Annotated in this window: 15 protein-coding genes; 8 read left to right on the forward strand and 7 right to left on the reverse strand. The window is 69.6% G+C overall.

The features are described from left to right. Entirely contained in the window at nucleotides 1-600 is a 600-nt protein-coding gene (locus BLT25_RS11440) for a nucleoside deaminase (protein WP_091045667.1), read from the reverse strand. Further along, a complete protein-coding gene (locus BLT25_RS11445; protein WP_091045670.1) occupies nucleotides 600-1,196 on the reverse strand; it encodes a hypothetical protein in 597 nt (198 codons plus the stop codon). Before BLT25_RS11445 ends, BLT25_RS11440 begins: the two co-directional genes overlap by 1 nt. Before the next feature lie 161 nt (nucleotides 1,197-1,357). Between BLT25_RS11445 and BLT25_RS11450 the strand changes: the two genes are divergently transcribed. After that, nucleotides 1,358-2,257 (forward strand): hypothetical protein, encoded by a 900-nt coding sequence (locus tag BLT25_RS11450; protein ID WP_091045673.1) that lies wholly within the window; start codon nucleotides 1,358-1,360, stop codon nucleotides 2,255-2,257. On the opposite strand, the gene BLT25_RS11455 is transcribed toward BLT25_RS11450, so the two are convergent. Then, nucleotides 2,241-3,227, reverse strand: coding sequence for a sulfotransferase family protein (locus BLT25_RS11455; RefSeq protein ID WP_091045675.1), 987 nt, complete (start codon nucleotides 3,225-3,227; stop codon nucleotides 2,241-2,243). The two genes, BLT25_RS11450 and BLT25_RS11455, sit on opposite strands and share 17 nt — an antisense overlap. A gap of 84 nt (nucleotides 3,228-3,311) precedes the next feature. On the opposite strand from BLT25_RS11455, the gene BLT25_RS11460 reads away from it, so the two are divergent. Then, nucleotides 3,312-4,220, forward strand: coding sequence for a phosphoribosylaminoimidazolesuccinocarboxamide synthase (locus BLT25_RS11460; protein WP_091045677.1), 909 nt, complete (start codon nucleotides 3,312-3,314; stop codon nucleotides 4,218-4,220). Between the two features lie 94 nt (nucleotides 4,221-4,314). Further along, the gene (locus BLT25_RS11465; RefSeq protein ID WP_091045679.1) at nucleotides 4,315-5,877 is read left to right on the forward strand and encodes a long-chain-fatty-acid--CoA ligase; all 1,563 of its coding nucleotides are present in this window, start codon (nucleotides 4,315-4,317) and stop codon (nucleotides 5,875-5,877) included. Nucleotides 5,878-5,920: 43 nt separating this feature from the next. On the opposite strand, the gene BLT25_RS11470 is transcribed toward BLT25_RS11465, so the two are convergent. After that, complete coding sequence (locus tag BLT25_RS11470; protein ID WP_091045682.1) at nucleotides 5,921-7,171, reverse strand: MFS transporter; 1,251 nt, start codon at nucleotides 7,169-7,171, stop codon at nucleotides 5,921-5,923. A gap of 80 nt (nucleotides 7,172-7,251) precedes the next feature. Between BLT25_RS11470 and purS the strand changes: the two genes are divergently transcribed. Continuing rightward, on the forward strand, nucleotides 7,252-7,494 hold the full coding sequence (gene purS / locus BLT25_RS11475) for a phosphoribosylformylglycinamidine synthase subunit PurS (protein WP_091045685.1): 243 nt from the start codon (nucleotides 7,252-7,254) through the stop codon (nucleotides 7,492-7,494). After that, nucleotides 7,491-8,162 carry a phosphoribosylformylglycinamidine synthase subunit PurQ gene (gene purQ / locus BLT25_RS11480; protein ID WP_091045687.1) on the forward strand — a complete coding sequence of 224 codons (672 nt, stop codon included), beginning with the start codon at nucleotides 7,491-7,493 and terminating at the stop codon, nucleotides 8,160-8,162. Before purS ends, purQ begins: the two co-directional genes overlap by 4 nt. On the opposite strand, the gene BLT25_RS11485 is transcribed toward purQ, so the two are convergent. After that, nucleotides 8,128-9,399 carry an ROK family protein gene (locus BLT25_RS11485; RefSeq protein ID WP_091045690.1) on the reverse strand — a complete coding sequence of 424 codons (1,272 nt, stop codon included), beginning with the start codon at nucleotides 9,397-9,399 and terminating at the stop codon, nucleotides 8,128-8,130. The two genes, purQ and BLT25_RS11485, sit on opposite strands and share 35 nt — an antisense overlap. Nucleotides 9,400-9,623: 224 nt before the next feature. On the opposite strand from BLT25_RS11485, the gene BLT25_RS11490 reads away from it, so the two are divergent. Continuing rightward, nucleotides 9,624-13,016, forward strand: coding sequence for an alpha-N-acetylglucosaminidase TIM-barrel domain-containing protein (locus BLT25_RS11490; RefSeq protein ID WP_176883803.1), 3,393 nt, complete (start codon nucleotides 9,624-9,626; stop codon nucleotides 13,014-13,016). A gap of 63 nt (nucleotides 13,017-13,079) precedes the next feature. Here the strand turns inward: BLT25_RS11490 and BLT25_RS11495 are convergent, their stop codons facing one another. Continuing rightward, nucleotides 13,080-14,519, reverse strand: a complete 1,440-nt coding sequence (locus tag BLT25_RS11495) for an MFS transporter (protein ID WP_091045696.1) — start codon at nucleotides 14,517-14,519, stop codon at nucleotides 13,080-13,082. 174 nt (nucleotides 14,520-14,693) lie between these two features. Here BLT25_RS11495 and BLT25_RS11500 point away from each other — a divergent pair, with 174 nt between their 5' ends. Both BLT25_RS11500 and BLT25_RS11505 read left to right on the forward strand, forming a co-directional pair. Then, the gene (locus tag BLT25_RS11500; protein ID WP_091045698.1) at nucleotides 14,694-15,245 is read left to right on the forward strand and encodes a TetR/AcrR family transcriptional regulator; all 552 of its coding nucleotides are present in this window, start codon (nucleotides 14,694-14,696) and stop codon (nucleotides 15,243-15,245) included. 24 nt (nucleotides 15,246-15,269) lie between these two features. Beyond that, nucleotides 15,270-15,776: a YflT domain-containing protein gene (locus BLT25_RS11505; protein ID WP_091045701.1), complete on the forward strand. Its 507-nt coding sequence runs from the start codon at nucleotides 15,270-15,272 to the stop codon at nucleotides 15,774-15,776. Between the two features lie 114 nt (nucleotides 15,777-15,890). Here BLT25_RS11505 and BLT25_RS11510 read toward each other — a convergent pair whose 3' ends face one another. Next, nucleotides 15,891-17,243: a glycoside hydrolase domain-containing protein gene (locus BLT25_RS11510; RefSeq protein WP_091045703.1), complete on the reverse strand. Its 1,353-nt coding sequence runs from the start codon at nucleotides 17,241-17,243 to the stop codon at nucleotides 15,891-15,893. Nucleotides 17,244-17,256: the final 13 nt, after the last annotated feature.

A 17,256-nucleotide genomic window follows, 5' to 3' on the forward strand; every position in this document is an offset into this window, starting at 1 on the left:
TCAGGGGTGGGCGATCGCGCCGCCGCCCTTCCTCGCCTGGTACGCCGCCGAGAGCTCGTCGTAGATCACGGCGATCCGGACGAGCTGGTCGGGGTCGGCGAGCGGGGCGAGCCCGGTGCTGACGAAGTAGGCGTTGGTGCGGTTGTAGAGGTCGCGTCCCGGGGCCACCTCGTCACGGTCGGGGTCCGGCACGGCGTAGACGCCCTTCAGGATCGCCAGGTCGTAGGGGATCGCGAAGGAGTCGGCCGAGTCCTGGTGGCTGAAGAGGTAGGCGAACTCGGGGAACCCTGACCAGGCGATCCCCGACAGGCACAGCGAGCACGGCTCGTGGGTCGCCAGCAGCAGGCAGTCGGCGGGCGCCGGCCGGTCCTCGGCCGGGAGCTCGAAGAAGCGCTTGATGGCATGGATCTCCCCGTGCCACAGCGGGTTCTCGGTCTCGTTGTTGGTCTCGGCGACCACCGTCGAGAGGTCCGCGCGGTGCACGATCGCGGCGCCGAAGATCTTGTTGCCCGCGGCCACGCCGGCACGGGTCAGCGGGACGATCTCTTGCTCGATCACGTCCAGCAGGCGGCGTACGTCCGCCTCGTCGCTCAGGTCCATCAGACCAGGGCCTCGCCGCCGTGGGTGGCGAGCTTGCGGGCGACCTCGGCGAGGTCGGCGCGCCAGACCTCCTCGGGGCCGGGCGGGAGGATGTCGTCCCAGTCGGGCGAGAAGCTGCCGCGTACGGAGAGCAGGTCCTTGGGGCGGGCCAGGAACCACATGTGCAGGTGCTCGGCGCCGTCGCCGATCCGCATCGCGTGGCAACGGGCGATGTTGGGAAGGCTCTCCACGATCCTGGCTAGCCGCACCGTGAGGACCCCGAACTCGGCCGCCTGGTGCTCGTCGAGATCCGGCAGGTCGTAGTGCTCGAGCGGCTCGAGGATCAGCACCAGCGGCAGGCCGGACTGCTTCAGGTGCTTCACCCGCCAGCTCTCGTCCTGCCAGATCACGCCCGGCAGGTCGGTGCCGCACAGGGTGCAGTCCACTCCGTCCTCGCCGCTTCGCGGCTCCTCGGGCGCCGGGGGAGCGAGCGGTTTGGGGGCGATCTCGCCGTCGCGTACGACCCACGGGAAGACGTCCCACTCGGTCACGCTCGGAGCGGGCAGGTCGCCGCCGGCCTGGACGCGGGCATAGATCTGATCTGCTGTCTCGGCCATGGCTCGAACGATGCCACAGCGGGCGGGGATGTAACACGCTGTTTGTCGGACTATCCGGTCGTTCCGATAGGGCGAGTAGTCCTACGAACGACGTGTTACATGCCCGCGTGACCACGGCGCGGCTGATTAGTCGAGTGAGTGGATTGACTATCATCGGGTCCATGAGCATCGCCACGCTGTCGTCCCTGCCGTCCTACGACGGCGCCGAGCTCGTCATCCCGGCGCCGGGCGAGGGGCCGGGCAACTGGGCCGGCGCGGCGAGCGCGGTCTTGGTCGACGGGGTCTTCTGGCTGACCTGGCGCAACCGGCGGCCGCTCTCGGACGGGCGCGGGGTGACGGTGAGCGTCGCCCGGTCGACCGACGGGGTGAGGTTCGAGACCGTGACCGAGGTCCATCGCGACCAGTTCGGTTGCGAGTCGCTGGAGCGACCCGTACTGGTGCAGCTTCCTGACAACGGAGGCTGGCGGCTCTATCTCTCCTGTGCCACCTGGGACTCCAAGCACTGGTGGGTCGACAGCCTCACCGCCGACACCGTCGAGGGGCTGCCCGAGGGTCGCCGCCAGGTCGTCCATCCCGGCAGTGACACCGTCGCGGTCAAGGACCCGGTGATCGCGATCGACCCGGTGACCCAGACCTGGCAGATGTGGTTGTGCTGCCATCCGCTCACCGAGCCCGGCCACGAGGACCGGATGACGACCCGCTACCTCACCTCCACCGACGGCCTGGAGTGGCACGACGACGGTGAGGTCCTCGCCGGACGCCCCGGTCGCTGGGACGCCCGCGGGGCCCGGGTCACCACGGTCGTCTCACATGATCCGCTCGTCGTCCTCTACGACGGCCGCGCCGACGCCGAGTCCAACTGGTACGAGACCACCGGCATCGCCCGCTGGGACGGCACCCGACTGGTCGCCGACCCGGTGGCCGGCCCGGTCACCAGCCCGCACTCCGACGGCGCCTTCCGCTACGCCAGCGCGGTGGCGCTGCCCGAGGGCCGGATCCGCTACTACGTGGAGGCCGCCCGTGAGGACGGCGCCCACGACCTGATCACGCTGGTTCGCTGAGGTTCTCCGCGAGTCTCGCGCGCTCCTGGAACGATCCCCGGCTCGCGGTCGAGAGCCAGTCGGAGAAGTCCTGGCCGCTCACCTTGGTGAGCAGCTCGATGTCCTCGGCGAAGGCGGGCAGGAGCTGCTCGCGCTGCTCCGGCCTCAGCCGGGGCCGGTGGTGGCTGCCCGGCCCGGAGAGCTGGCGCAGCAGCGGCGGGTAGCTCCGACGCCACACCTCCGGTGGGGCGAACTGGCCGAGCCAGGCCCCACCCCTGATCACCGGACCGAGCACCTTCGGGCGCCAGCCGGGTTCGACGTACGTCCTGTGGTTGTCCTTCGGGATGTGATCGACGTGGCCCTGCTCGATGCCGAGGAAGCGGCAGGCGCGGTCGACGGTCGCGGCGGGCTCGTCGACGATGTCGCGGTAGCGCACCACCAGCACACGGTCCTCGCCGACCAGCCCGTAGAGGTGGTCGAGCTGCCGGCCGTAGAGCCCGAGCTCGCGATAGCGCCAGAACGGCGCCCAGCCGTCGTCGGCGCGCCGGTCCTGGAGTCGGAACGCCGTGGGGAAGTCGGCGACGGGCTCCAGTCCGTCGCACCACAGGTGCATCCAGTTGGAGTAGGCGCGATCGATCGGGTCGCGCACGACGGCGATCAGCTTCACCTCCGGAAGCTCCTGGGCGATCCGCCGCTGGGCGCTGGTGGACCAGAGGTAGAAGGGCGTGCTCTCGCCCCGGACGGCGTGCTCGGGGGCGGCGGCGAAGAGCCGGTCGTAGTCCTGCCGTCGCCAGACCCACTCCTGCTGGGAGTGCTTGTCGCCGGGGCCGCGCCAGTGCGGCGGCGGAGCGTCGTCGCAGAGCCAGTACTTCGGCTCCTTCGGTGTCGTGGCGAACACCTGCGGGTGCCTCGCCAGCGCCGAGTGCAGGGCCGTGGTCCCGGCCTTCGGCGCCCCGATGATCAAGAAGTCTGGCTGTGGTCGTCGTTCCATGGGCGGCCCTCTCACTTAAATCGCTCGAAACAGTCTACTTAAGCGAGAAACGGCTCAGGAGGCCTATCTCTTAGGCTGATCCCCGTGGCTGAACTCAACATCCCGCCGGCGCCGGCGATCCCGGGCGCGAAGCACCTCCACTCCGGCAAGGTGCGCGACCTCTACGAGCTGGAGGAGGGTCCGTACGCCGGCCAGCTCCTGATGGTCGCCAGCGACCGCATCTCGGCCTTCGACCACGTCTTCGACACGGTCATCCCGGACAAGGGTGAGATCCTCACCCGGCTGTCGATGTGGTGGTTCGAGCAGTTCGAGGACCTGGTCCCGACCCATGTGCTCTCGACCGACGTCCCCGCGGCCGTCGAGGGCCGCGCGGTGGTCGCCCAGAAGCTCCACATGCTGCCCGTCGAGTGTGTCGCGCGCGGCTACCTGACCGGGTCGGGCCTGCGTGAGTACGAGACCACCGGCGAGGTGTGCGGCATCCGCCTCCCGGATGGTCTGGTCGACGGCTCCCGCCTCACCCCGCCGATCTTCACCCCGGCCACCAAGGCCGAGCTCGGCGACCACGACGAGAACGTCACCTATGAATACATCTCCAAGCTGATCGGCGAGGACGACGCGGCCGCGGTCCGCCGGCTCACCCTGGCCGTCTACCAGCGCGCCGACGAGATCGCCCGCGGCTGCGGCCTCATCCTGGCCGACACGAAGTTTGAGTTCGGCGTACGCCAGGACGATCTCGGCATCCGCACGATCGTGCTCGCCGACGAGGTGCTCACCCCGGACTCCTCCCGCTACTGGGACGCGAGCCAGTGGCACCCCGGAACCGCGATCCCCAGCTTCGACAAGGACGTGATCCGCCGCTGGCTGCTCTCGCCCGAGTCCGGCTGGGACCGCGCCGCCGGTGGTCCGCCGCCGGAGCTGCCCGAGGAGATCGTCGCGCGCACGCGGGCGAAGTACGTCGAGGCGTACGAGAAGCTGACCGGGCACCGATTCTGAGACACGTGTCGCACTAAAAACCGCGGACCGTGTTTCTCGGGTGGCTACCTGCGGGTAAGTTGTGACGCGTAACACGCACACCACTGGAGGCCATGTGTCCACGTACAACCTCGCTTCGCTGCTCGAAGACTCCGCGGCGAACTATCCCGAGCGCACCGCGATCGTCCTGGGCGACATCCGCCTGAACTACGCCCAGATCAACGGTGCCGCCAACCAGGTCGCGAACCTGCTGGCGAGCAAGGGCATCGGTGCGGGTGACCGGGTCGCCCTGATGAGCCCGAACCTGCCCTACTTCACGATGGTCTACTTCGGCATCCTCAAGGCCGGAGCCACCGTCGTCCCGCTCAACGTGCTGCTCAAGGGACGCGAGGTGGCCTACCACCTCAAGGACTCCGACGCGAAGGCCCTCTTCGCCTTCGAGGGCACCCCGGAGCTCGCCATCGGCGCCGAGGCTCACGCCGGTGCGCAGGAGGCCGGGGTCGAGAACCTCTTCCTGATCACCGCCGACCCGACCGCCGCGTCGCCGATCGAGGGCGTGACCACGCTCGGCCAGGGTATCGGGACCCAGCCGCCGACCTTCGACACCGTGGCCACCGACGAGGACGACACCGCGGTCATCCTCTACACCTCCGGCACCACCGGGCAGCCGAAGGGCGCCGAGCTGCGTCACCGCAACATGCGCGACAACGCGCTGGCCGGTGCCGAGCTCTTCGGTGCCTCGGCCGACCGGCCCGACACCTATCTCGCCGTGCTGCCCCTCTTCCACGCCTTCGGTCAGACAGTGGTGCAGAACGGCGCGATCGCCTTCGGTGGCACCGTCGTGCTGCTGCCCCGCTTCGACGCCGCGGCCGCGCTGGCGACGATGCTCAAGGAGAGCGTCACCTTCTTCGCCGGTGTGCCGACGATGTACTGGGGCCTGCTCGGTGCCCTCTCCGAGGACATCGACGTGGCCACCCTCGCCAAGAACCTGCGTGTCGCCGCCGCCGGCGGCTCGGCCCTCCCGGTCGAGATCCACAAGGAGTTCGAGAAGCGCTTCGGCGTGACCATCCTCGAGGGCTACGGCCTCTCCGAGACCTCGCCGGTGGCGTCGTTCTCGCTCTACGGCCAGCCGGTGCGCCCGGGCTCGATCGGTGTCCCGATCCCCGGTGTCGAGATGCGCCTGATCGACCCGGCGTCGTGGGACGACATCGAGTGGACCGCCGATGCGATCGGCGAGATCGCGATCAAGGGCCACAACATCTTCAAGGGCTACTACAACCGTCCCGAGGCGACCGCCGAGGTGCTCACCGAGGACGGCTGGTTCCGCTCCGGCGACCTCGGCAAGCGCGACGAGGACGGGTGGTACTACATCGTCGACCGCGCCAAGGAGCTCATCATCCGCGGCGGCTTCAACGTCTACCCGCGTGAGATCGAAGAGGTCCTGCTGACCCACCCGGCGGTCTCGCTGGCCGCCGTGATCGGCGTCCCGCACGACTCCCACGGCGAGGAGATCAAGGCGGTCCTCGTGCTCAAGCCCGGCGCCTCGGCGACCTCCGAGGAGATCGTCGCGTGGAGCAAGGAGCAGATGGCGGCCTACAAGTACCCGCGCATCGTCGAGATCGTCGACGCTCTGCCGATGACCGCCACCGGCAAGATCCTCAAGCGCGAGCTCAAGTAACCGATTCCGTACGCCGGCAGCAGCCGTAGCTCGAAGATCGCAGTCACCTGGTGGCTGCGATCTTCGAGTCTGTGGCTCCTGTTCGGAAGGAGAGCAGCGGCCGAGAGGTCGCGCCGACCGCGGCGAGGGCGAGCAGGCAGGTGATGCCCCCGCTGACCAGCGCGAACGAGCCGGAGGTCAGCTGGGCGACGGCACCGCCGCGGAGGTTGCCGATCTCCGGCCCGCCGGCGCCGACGATCATCTCGATCGCGGCGGTCCGGCCGCGCAGATCGTCGGGTACGGCGAGCTGGATCAGGGTGCCGCGGGTGACCACGCTGACCGAGTCGGCGGCCCCGGCGACGGCGAGCAGGGCCAGGCACAGCCACGGCGAGGTGACCAGCCCGACGGCACCGAGGCTGGCGCCCCACACGGCGGCGGCGCCGATCGTGATCAGTCCTGGCCGGCTGCGTCTGGTGAACGAACCCGAGAAGAGAGAGGCCCCCACGCCGCCGACGGCGATCGCGGTCAGGAGCAGCCCGAGGGTGCGTGGGTCCCCGCCGAACCGGGTCTCGTTGACCAGCGGGAACAGGCTCACCGGCATGGCGAGGACGGTGGCCGCCAGGTCGACGAGGAGCACGCCGCGTACGACCGGCTGGGTGGCCGCGAAGCGCAGGCCTTCGAGGACTCCGCCACCGCTCGTCCTCGTCGCGGGGGCGAGAGCGGGGAGGCCGAGGACCCCGAGGAACCCGGCGACGAAGGAGGCCGCGTCGACGGCGTACGCGATCTCGAGACCGGCGTAGCCGATGATCAGCCCGCCCAGTGCCGGGCCGAGGAGCATCGATCCCTGAAAGCTCAGCCGGTTGAGGGCGAGGCCGGCGGCGACCTGGTTGGTGGCGAGGAGCCGCGGGATCACGCCCATGCCCGCTGGGGCGGCGACCGAGCGGGCGGCGGCCATCAGCGCGACCAGCACGAGGACGAGCCCGAGCGAGGACGGCGAGGTGCCCAGCCAGAGGGCCTGTGCCATCAGCAGCAGTGCCAGGACGAGCTGGGTGAGGTTGGTGACCAGCAGGATCGAGCGCCGGTCCGCGCGGTCGGCCACCGCGCCGCCCCAGAGCCCGATCGTGAGCATCGGGACGAGCTGCGCGAGCGCGACGCTGCCGGACCAGAACGGGCTGTGGGTCGCCTCCCAGACCTGGTACATCACCGCGACCACCGAGATCTGCCCACCGAGCCCCGACACCGCCCGCCCGATGAAGAACCGGCGGAAAGCGGGAGACGTACGCAGCGGGGTGATGTCGATCAGCAGATGGCGCACGAGGAGCGATCGTAAAGACCGGATCAGGAGGGGTGCCAACGGTTTAGGTGAGCGGCGTATGGCCCACCTAGACTGCAGCCATGCCTCGCGTTGTCGTCGACGTCATGCCCAAGCCCGAGATTCTCGACCCGCAGGGGAAAGCCGTACTCGGCGCCCTGCCGCGGCTCGGGTTCACCGGGGTCACCGAGGTCCGTCAGGGCAAGCGGTTCGAGCTGGAGATCCCCGAGGTCACCGACGACGCGCTCGCCCAGATCGAGAAGCTGGCCGAGACCTTCCTGGCCAACACGGTGATCGAGAACTTCGTCGTTCGGGTCGAGCAGTGAAGATCGGCGTCATCACCTTCCCGGGCACGCTCGACGACGTCGACGCGCAGCGCGCCGTCCGTGTCGGCGGCAACGAGGCCGTTGCGCTGTGGCACGGCGACCACGACCTGCAGGGTGTCGACGCGGTGATCCTGCCGGGCGGCTTCTCCTACGGCGACTACCTGCGCTGCGGTGCCATCTCCCGCTTCGCGCCGATCATGACCGAGGTCATCGAGGGCGCCCAGAAGGGCCTTCCGGTGCTCGGCATCTGCAACGGCTTCCAGATGCTCGTCGAGTCCCACCTGCTTCCCGGCGGCCTGCTGCGCAACGACCACCTCAAGTTCATCTGCCGCGACCAGAAGCTGCGCATCGAGAACGTCTCGACCGCCTGGACCTCCGCCTTCACCCAGGGCCAGGAGATCGTGGTCCCGCTGAAGAACGGCGAGGGGCAGTACGTCGCCGACGCCGACACCATCGAGCGGCTCGAGGGCGAGGGCCGCGTCGTCGCGCGCTACCTCGACGTGAACCCCAACGGGTCGGTCAACGACATCGCCGGCATCACCAACGAGGCCGGCAACGTCGTCGGCCTGATGCCCCACCCCGAGCACGCGGTGGAGACCCTCACCGGCTCCGGCACCGACGGGCTCGGCTTCTTCACCTCGCTGGCCGAGAAGGTCCTGGCTCGCTGACCGACCAGGGGTGACCTGGCTGCACCGAAGCGATCAGCTCGTCCCAGGCCCTGCTCGCCGCCAGGGTGAGCGCGCCGGCGAGCACGGCACGGTCGGCGGGGACCAGCAGGGCAAGCTCCGGTGGGACCAGTGTGAACCGGGGCAGAAGCCGGCGAAGCTGGTCCACCAGGAACTCGCCGGCATTGGCGACGCCTCCGGTGAGGACCACGACATGTGGATCGATCGTCAGGAAGACCGGAGCCAGCCGCTCCACCATCTTCGTGGCTACCGCTGACACGGCCGCGACGGCCGCCCGATCGCCCTCCGCGGCTGCGGTGAAGACCTGCTGGGCCGTCAGGGGTCGGTCGACGGGCAGTGCCCCGCCGGGGTGCCGAGACGCCTCCGCCCTGGCCAGCTCGGCAATTCCCGCAGCGCCGAGGGCATGCTCGAGCGGCCCGCGGCCGTGCTCGTCGAACTGAACGCCGTCGGACGAGACCGGGATCAGGCCGACCTCGCCGGCGGCTCGGTGTGCCCCACGGTGGAGGGCGCCATCGATCACCACCCCGGCCCCGAGTCGTTCACCCCAGTGGATCACGACCAGCGTCCGGCCGGGGTGCTCGACGCTGGCAGCGATGGCAGCCAGGTTCGCGTCGTTCTCCACCAGCAGCCGCGCCGGGAATCGCTCGGCGAGGTCGGCGAACAGGCCGGCATCGGTGTTGCCGGGCGCGGACGGCGCTATGGTCACGCGGCTCAGCTCGGGGCCGACGACGCCGGGTGACCCGGCAACCACCGCTCCGATCCGATCTGCCGGCAGCCGTGCGGCCAGAAGTACGCCGTCGACCAGTGTGCTGACCTGACGTCGGACGGCGGCCGGGTCGGCGCCCGGCGGCACTTCGATCGTCTCGTGTGCCAGCGATTCGCCCTGGATGTCGACGATGGAAGCCGCAACCCGGTGGGGTCCGATGTCCAGCCCGAGCACGGGCAGCAGGCCCCTGCGCAGCACGTACCGGGTGGCGGGCCTGCCGGCTCCGGACGGTTCCGACGGGGCCAGTGGCTCGACGACGGCAGCGGAGGCCAGCTCGTCGATCGCCTGTGAGACGGTCGGCCGGGTCAGCCGGTTGTCGGCAGCCAGCTCGGTGATGCGCGCTCCGGCCGCTCCAGCGGCTCGGACGCCTTCGAGGACCGCGGTGGTGTTGAGCCGTCGCAGTACGCCGTTCCCGCTCGACTCTCCCCTCATCGCGCCCCGATCTTCAGCCATGACCCACAAGTTACCGGCTCCCTCTGCTCGGCTGATATCCCCAGATCTCTTGACCGCCACGCGGCGCGGGAGGAGTATGTGGCCCACATTACGAAAATGTTCTTCATAATCCTGGAGGCACGATGCCGCTACGCCATCGACGCAGTCAACAGGCTCATCCGACGAGCGACCGTCGGCCGAGACCGCTGCGGACCAGAGGAACCACCGTCGGCATCATCGTGGCGATGCTGCTCGGCCTGATCGCCGCCACCGGATCGGTCACCGCCACGGCGGCCGGCCCGACGAAGCAGACGCCCGGGTTCGCGGCCTCGTCGCACCCCGCCGACACCCGTCCCGCTCGTGAGGCCCTGGTCAGGCTCCTCGGCAGCCGGCACGCGGCCAGGTTCCAGCTGTCGCTGCGCCCGGACAGCACGGACCGATACCGGGTCAGCTCCCGCGGGAGCCGGATCATGGTCGACGGGACGAGCACCCCGGCACTCCTGATGGGAGTCAATGCCTACCTGAAGAAGATTGCCAAGTCGGATGTCTCCTGGACCGGGACCCAGGTGCCGATCCGCGGCTCCCTGCCTCTGCCCCAGCACCCCATCGAAGGCACGTCCGTCGTGTCGCACCGGTTCTCCGGCAACGACACCGAGGACGGCTACTCGGGGCCGTTCCGCACCTTCGAGGACTGGCGAGAGCTCGTCGACATCAACGCCATGCACGGCGTCAACGAGATGTTCCTCCCGGTCGGGTCCGAGATGGTCTACTACCGGTTGCTGCAGGAGTACGGCTACTCCGAGGCCGAGGCGCGGGCCTGGATCCCGTCGCCGGCCTATCAGCAGTGGTGGCTGATGCAGAACATGTGGAACTTCACCGACCCGGTCACTCCCGCTCTGCTGGAAGAGCGCGCCGACCTCGGCCGACGTATCGCCGACTACATGCGCTCGATGGGGATCACGCCGGTGCTCCCGGGCTATTTCGGCACCGTGCCGACCGACTTCGCGACCCGGAACCCGGGCGCCGTGACCGTCCCGCAGGGCACCTGGTCCGGTCTGCGGCGGCCGGACTGGTTGGCCCCCACGCAGGAGCTCTTCGGTCAGGTGGCCGAACGCTTCTATCAGATCCAGAATGACGTCGTCGGAGCGTCGACGATGTACAAGATGGACCTGCTGCACGAGGGCGGGTCGGCGGGTTCCGTCCCGGTCGGCCAGGCGTCGGTGGCGGTCCAGGACGCCTTGGACGCCGCCCATCCCGGTGCCATCTGGGTGGCCCTCGGCTGGCAGAGCAACCCGCGCCAGGAGACCCTCGAGGCGGTGGACCGCAGCCGGATGCTGATCGTGGACGGGCTCTCCGACCGGAACCTCGATCCGCAGCGAGACACCCAGTGGAAAGGCACGCCGTACGCCTTCGGGTCGATCTGGAACTTCGGCGGCAACTCGACGGTCGGTGCTCCGATCAAGGCCTGGAACGAGCGGTTCTTCGAGTTCCGAGACCGCCCGAACAGCGCGCTGAACGGCATCGCGATCCTTCCGGAGGCCAGCTACAACAACGCGGTCGCGATGGAGTTCCTCGCCGAGCTGCCCTGGCAGACAGGGCCGGTCGACCTGGACGCCTGGTTCGCCGAGTACGCGGATGCGCGCTACGGCGCGACCGACCCGGCAGCACGCGCCGCGTGGAAGACCCTGCAGGACACCGCCTACTCGATCGCGCCGAACAACAACCGCTCGGCCGGAACCAGCGGCCTGTTCGCCGCGGTACCTGCGCTGACGGCCACCCGGCCCAGCAACTACACGGCTCCCGGGAACCGCTACGACCCGACGGACTTCGCGGCGGCCCTGCCGTCGCTGTTGCAGGTGAAGTCGTCGCTGCGCGCGAGCGAGACCTATCGGCACGACCTCGCCGAGATCGCGCGGCAGGTGGTCGCCGAGTACTCCCACCCGCTGCTGACCCAGATCCGGCAGGCGTACGCCGAGCGTGACGCTGCGGAGTTCGACCGGCTCACAGACGCATGGATCGAGGCCATCGACACCGCCGACCGGGTCAGCGCCACCCGTGCCGATCAGATGGTCGGCCCCTGGCTGGCGCAGGCTCGTGCCTTCGCCTCGTCGCCCGACGAAGCCACCGCCCTCGAGCACGACGCCCGCCGCATCCTCACCTCGTGGACGCTGACCCTGTCGCTGACCGACTACGCCTACCGCGACTGGTCCGGTCTGCTCAACGGCTACTACGCACCTCGGTGGGAACGCTACTTCGCCACGCTGCGCGAGTCTCTGCGCACCGGTGAGGCGCCGACGGCGATCAACTGGCAGGCGGTCGCCGACGAGTGGTCGCGGGCAACCGATCGCTACCCGAGCAAACCGCACGGTGACACCTACGCCGAAGCCACCCGTGCCTTCCAGCAGATGTCTGCGGCGGACTTCGGTGCGGCTGTGTCGGTCCGCCCGACCGGGACGATCGGGAAGGACCCGGGCACGATCGCGTTGACGGTGGTCAACAACAACCCCTTCGCCGCCCTGGAGAACATGGCGGCCCGGGTCACCGCTCCGGACGGCATCGCGGCCACCGCAACCGGCGAGCTGCCGTCGCGACTCGAACCGGGCGGCACCGCGACGGTGAGCTGGAACGTCGCGGCCGGCACCGAGCTGCCGTCGGAGACCACCGAGGCCGAGGTCGACGTCGAGGTGACGTACGACCAGCAGGCCGGGACGAAGCAGAAGACGGCCAGTGCGGTGCTGCCGGTCGACGGACCTGGCCGGATCCAGCTCAGCGACGTGCCGTTCTCCTCATCGCGCAACCACGACGGGGAACATCCGGTCGCCCGCGACACCGTGACCCCGGCGACGCCGTCGGGAGCCGGTGCGCCGATCCTGCTCGACGGTGTCGCCTACTCCAAGGGTCTGGGCACCAACGCCGCCGGCGAGGTTCGGTTCGAGCTGGGCCAGGCGTGTCAACGGTTCGTCACCGTCGTCGGCATCGACGATGCGATGAACCATGCCGCCGACGGCGACGTGGTGGTGGAGGTGTGGGGCGATGGCCGGCGGATCCACGCCACGCCGGTGCTGCGCAGCGGGTTGGCGACCACCGGAACCGAGGCGATCCGCCTCGATGTGGACATCAGCGGCGTACGTCAGCTCCGGATCGTGATCGATCGCTCCGACGGCAACCGTTCGTTCGACGCGGCCTCGTTCGGGGTGCCGACCCTGTCCTGCACCGGTGAGCTTCCCACGCCGCTCAGCGAGGGCAAGCCGGCCACCGCGTCCAGCAGCGAGGGCACGGCGACCCCGGACCGCGCGGTCGACGCCAAGCTGCACACCAACTGGCTGTGCAACCCTGCGCAGTGCACCGGCAAGCCCGCGTGGCTGCAGGTCGACCTGGGTGCTGAACACCCGGTCTCCGGGGTCAGGGTGACGCCCTACTACGCGGATCGACGGTCCTATCGCTACACCGTGGAGGGCAGCGTCGACGGCATCACCTACACCCCGATCGCCGCCAGGACCGCGGACTCCCCGCAGACCGACGTGGGGGACTGGTATCCGGTGAACGGGAGCTTCCGATACGTCCGGGTGACCGGCACCGGCAACACCAGCAACGCCTACGCCCTGCACCTGCAGGAGCTGGCCGTCTACGGCGACTGACCCTGGCGTACGAATCGGCCCCGGCTCGCGATCGCGAGCCGGGGCCGAGCTTCGATGCACGACTCAGTCGACCTCGACCGCCGTCCGCCCGGGAGCGTACGCACGCATCCCGGAGGGGCGGCGGAGCACCACGCTCAGCGAGGCGATGATCCCGAGCGCGCCCAGGGCGGCCGCGGCGTAGAACGCCTCGCGCATCCCCGGGACGACTTCGCCGGGAGTGCCGTTGGCGACGTAGACCGAGGCGATCACGGCCAGCCCGATCGAGCCGCCGAGCTGCTGCATCGTCTGCACCAGACCCGAGGCCGAGCCGGCGTGGGCGGCGTCGACACCCTCCAGGCCGAGAGCCGTGGTGGAGGTGAAGACGAGCGAGGCGAAGGCGCCGTTGAGGAGGAACGGAGCCAGGACGGCGCCGGCGTACGTGCTCGTCTCCGTCAGCGTGCTCAGCCACACGAACGACAGGGTGAGACCGGTGGCGCCCAGGACGAGCACCCGCGACATCCCGATCCGGGCCGCGATCCGTGGCGCCACCCGGGACACCGCGAAGATCATCAGCGTCAGTGGCAGGAAGGCCAGCCCGGAGGCGAGCGGACCCATGCCGAGCACGCCCTGCAGGTAGATCACGGTCAGGTAGAAGGTCGCGAACTGGGCTCCGACCAGCCCGACCGCGGCGATGAACGCAGCGACGCGGCGGTGGCTGTCGAAGAGGTGGAGCTGCAGCAGCGGGTGGGCGACCCGGCGTTCGGTGAGCACGAGGGCGACCAGCAGGAGCAGGCCGATGGCGATCCCGCCGAGGGTGCGCGCGGAGGTCCAGCCGTGCTCCGGGGCGCCGATCAGTGACCAGACGATCGCGGCCGCACCACCGGTGGCGGTCACGGCGCCGACGATGTCGAAGCGTCCCGGTCGCGGCGCGGTCTCGGCGACGAGACGGCCCACGAGCGCGAGCACGACGAGCCCGATCGGTACGTTGATGAACAGCGTCCAGCGCCACGACGCGATGTCGGTCAGGATGCCGCCGAGGATCAGCCCGATCGAGGCACCGCTGGAGGAGACGGCGGAGAAGAGCGCGATCGCCCGGGCACGGCCGCCCTCGTCCTTCGCGGACGTGGTCAGCAGGGCGAGCACCTGAGGCGCGGCGATCGCGGCACCGAAGCCCTGCAGTGCGCGGGCGATGACGAGCAGGTCGTCGGTCGGCGCGAGCCCGCCGGCCAGGGAGAACAGGGTGAAGACGGAGAGGCCGGCGACGAACGTACGCCGCCTGCCGAAGACGTCGCCGAGGCGACCGCCGAGCAGCAGCAGGCCGCCGAAGGCGAGGGTGTAGCCGTTGAGCACCCAGGTGAGTGCCGCCGGGGTGAACTCGAGGTCGTCAGCGATCCGGGGAAGGGCGACGTTCACGACCGCCGCGTCGAGGACGATCATCAGCTGGGCGATCAGGACCAGGGCGATCCCGGCGCCGGCGGCCTTGGTGGCCGCGGGTGGCTTGGGTGGTGCCACGGTGGATGTCATTCAAGAGCTCCTGTTGGAGACGGAGAAGGAGTACAGTAAAGCGGAGGAAGTCTCCGCTTGACTGGAACACTACCGGAGGGTGTCTCCGTTTAGCAACGCATTTAGATGCGATGGCGGTGCTTGCTGTTAACTGAGGTCCCCGCAGAGCCGCGGGAGCCACTGAGGAGGTCTTGGATGAGAGCCGACGCGAAGCGCAACCGCGAGCGGCTCATCGAGGTCGCCCATGCGGTCTTCAAGGAGCGCGGTCTCGACGCACCTCTCGACGAAGTCGCCCGACGTGCGGGTGTCGGCCCCGGCACCCTCTACCGCCACTTCCCGACCCGCGAGGCGCTCCACGAGGCGATCATGGCCACCTGGATCGAGGAGGTCTCCGCCCACGTCGAGAAGGCGATGGCGACCGAGGGCGGGTGCCGGGAGAAGCTGCTGGCCTGGTTCGAGGAGTACGTCTCGCTGCTGACCCGCCACCAGGGCGCCGCCGCCAAGATCACCGCCTCCCTGGGTTGCCAGGACTCCCCGCTGCGCACCAAGTGCCAGACCTACGCCGACGCCAACGAGAGCGTCCTGACGGAGATGGCCGAGCACGGTGTGCTCCGCGAGGGTGTCGACAACCTCGACGTGTGCCGCCTCCTCGGCGGTGTCGCGACCATGGCCGACCACTCCTCGCTCGAGGCCAAGGACGTACGTCCCATGCTCGACGTCATCGCGAATGGCGTCCTCAAGAACTGACCCCGCCTGGGGCACACTGGGCGTATGTCCTTCACCTCGCCGGTCAGCGGCCCGCAGAGCCCGCTGAAGCTGGAGTTTCCCCAGTCACTCGCGACCTATGACGACTACGCGGCCGCGCAGAAGACGGTCGACTTCCTCTCCGACAAGGAGTTCCCGGTCGAGAACTGCATGATCGTCGGCACCGAGCTGAAGCAGATCGAGCGGATCACCGGCCGCCTCACCTGGAGCAAGGTCGCCCTCGCCGGCGTCCTCTCCGGCGCCTGGCTCGGCGTCTTCGTCGGCCTGATCATGTCGCTCTTCGGCAACGAGAACTTCCTCTTCATCCTGCTGTCGACGGTGCTCCTCGGCATCGTCTTCGGCCTCATCTGGTCGCTGATCGGCTACGCCGCCACCCGCGGCACCCGCGACTTCTCGAGCGTCAAGGTCATCGTGCCGACCAAGTACGAGGTCCTCGTCGAGCACAAGGTCGCCGCCCGCGCCCGCGAGCTCCTCGCCGATCTCCCCGGCGCCCTCCCCAACCCCTTCTCCTGACCGCCGACTCAGCGCAACAGTCCCGCGCAGAACCGCCGAGTCGGCGCGTCTGTCTCAGCTCCCTTGGGACAGACGCGCCGACTCGACGGTCGTGGTTGAGACAGTTGCGCCGGGTCAGCGGCCGTGGGCCAGGTCGTACCAGGTCACCTCGGTGGCCATGCCGTTCGCGGTGCGGCCGAGGCGCTTCTGGTAGGCGACGAGGGCGACCTGGGTGTTCCAGTCGAGGACGCCGGTGATCTTCGGGCGCTCGGGTGCGGAGGTGGCACTGAGGGCGCGCTGGAGGTCGCGGACGGTCTCGCCGGCGGAGCCGCGCTTGAGGAGTGGTCGGCTGTTGGCCGCCCACAGCGTCTTCCAGGCACCCATGGTCCAGGTCTTGCGCACAGTCAGCCCGTGCGAGCGCTGCCAGGCGTTGATCGAGCGGACCAGCCCTGCGTCGTACGTCCCGTCGATGGGGCCGCCGAAGCTCCCGCGCTCACGGAGCATGCACTCGAGCGCCTTCGTGTAGATCGGCGACGGGGTGTAGGAGCTGGTGCGCGGCCTCAGGGCGGGATACGCGGTGAAGCTGACCGGGACGCCGCCGCAGTGGGTCACCGGGCGGGCGTAGGAGCCGCGGCCGAGGTCGACGTAGTTGGAGTCGATCTCGATGGTGGTGCCGCCGTGGGTCTCCTTGTGCGGGCCGCGGTACTGCTTGACGCGGCGGTGGGGGCTCCAGGGCTTGGCGGGGATGTACTTGGTCGAGGTGCCGGCGCGACCGTCCCAGTCGGCGATCCACAGGTCGGCGGGGTAGACGAAGCCGCGCGGCTGGGCGTGCCAGACGTCGTACATCGCCTTGATCCCCGACGACGCGCTCGAGTACATCCCCGGGCGGTAGCCGAGCTTCTTGATCCGGTGGCTCCAGGCCGAGACGAACCACATCGCCGACTCGCGGCAACGCTGGTTGCCGATGTCGAACCCCTCGAGGTCGTAGAACATCGTGCTTCCGGCGGCGATGCCGTAGCGCTTGGCGGCGTCCACGGTCGCGTTGGCCTGGTTGACCCCCTGGCGCTTGGCGGTGGCGTACTGGTTGGTCGAGTTGGCGCTGATCCGCGGGTCGTCGCGGTAGCGCGGGAAGTGCGGGTTGCACGAAGCCTGCGGGCCGAGCGTGATCGGCAGCAGCCGCCAGCCACGGGCCTGCTGCTTGCGCACCCAGGTCGCGCTGAGGTTGGTCTGGGTGCGGCAGCCGCGCGAGTTACCGGCGATGTAGATGCCGACCGCGCCGAAGTTGGAGTGCTGCCACCAACGGTCCATCGCCGTCTGGGACGGCGCCTGGCACTGGTCGAAGCCGTAGCCGGTGAAGTTGCCCGGCGTAACCGGGTTCGCGGCGGCCGCGGGGCTGGGCATCGCCAGCCCCGCGACGCCGACGACGCCGGAGATCAAGCCCGCGCCGAGTGCCCGTCTGACGTACTTGAACCTGGTGAAGTCCCCCATATTTCGTCACGGT

Source organism: Nocardioides sp. YR527 (assembly GCF_900101045.1).
GTDB lineage: Bacteria > Actinomycetota > Actinomycetes > Propionibacteriales > Nocardioidaceae > Nocardioides.

What these genes read in the sequence shown, in the direction of transcription:
- BLT25_RS11440 (WP_091045667.1), bottom strand. Translation starts at nt 600, where the DNA reads ATGGACCTGAGCGACGAGGCGGACGTACGCCGCCTGCTGGACGTGATC.
- BLT25_RS11455 (WP_091045675.1), bottom strand. Translation starts at nt 3,227, where the DNA reads ATGGAACGACGACCACAGCCAGACTTCTTGATCATCGGGGCGCCGAAG.
- BLT25_RS11500 (WP_091045698.1), top strand. Translation starts at nt 14,694, where the DNA reads ATGAGAGCCGACGCGAAGCGCAACCGCGAGCGGCTCATCGAGGTCGCC.
- BLT25_RS11505 (WP_091045701.1), top strand. Translation starts at nt 15,270, where the DNA reads ATGTCCTTCACCTCGCCGGTCAGCGGCCCGCAGAGCCCGCTGAAGCTG.
- BLT25_RS11485 (WP_091045690.1), bottom strand. Translation starts at nt 9,399, where the DNA reads ATGGCTGAAGATCGGGGCGCGATGAGGGGAGAGTCGAGCGGGAACGGC.
- BLT25_RS11445 (WP_091045670.1), bottom strand. Translation starts at nt 1,196, where the DNA reads ATGGCCGAGACAGCAGATCAGATCTATGCCCGCGTCCAGGCCGGCGGC.
- BLT25_RS11490 (WP_176883803.1), top strand. Translation starts at nt 9,624, where the DNA reads ATGCTGCTCGGCCTGATCGCCGCCACCGGATCGGTCACCGCCACGGCG.
- BLT25_RS11495 (WP_091045696.1), bottom strand. Translation starts at nt 14,519, where the DNA reads ATGACATCCACCGTGGCACCACCCAAGCCACCCGCGGCCACCAAGGCC.
- purS (WP_091045685.1), top strand. Translation starts at nt 7,252, where the DNA reads ATGCCTCGCGTTGTCGTCGACGTCATGCCCAAGCCCGAGATTCTCGAC.
- BLT25_RS11510 (WP_091045703.1), bottom strand. Translation starts at nt 17,243, where the DNA reads ATGGGGGACTTCACCAGGTTCAAGTACGTCAGACGGGCACTCGGCGCG.
- BLT25_RS11450 (WP_091045673.1), top strand. Translation starts at nt 1,358, where the DNA reads ATGAGCATCGCCACGCTGTCGTCCCTGCCGTCCTACGACGGCGCCGAG.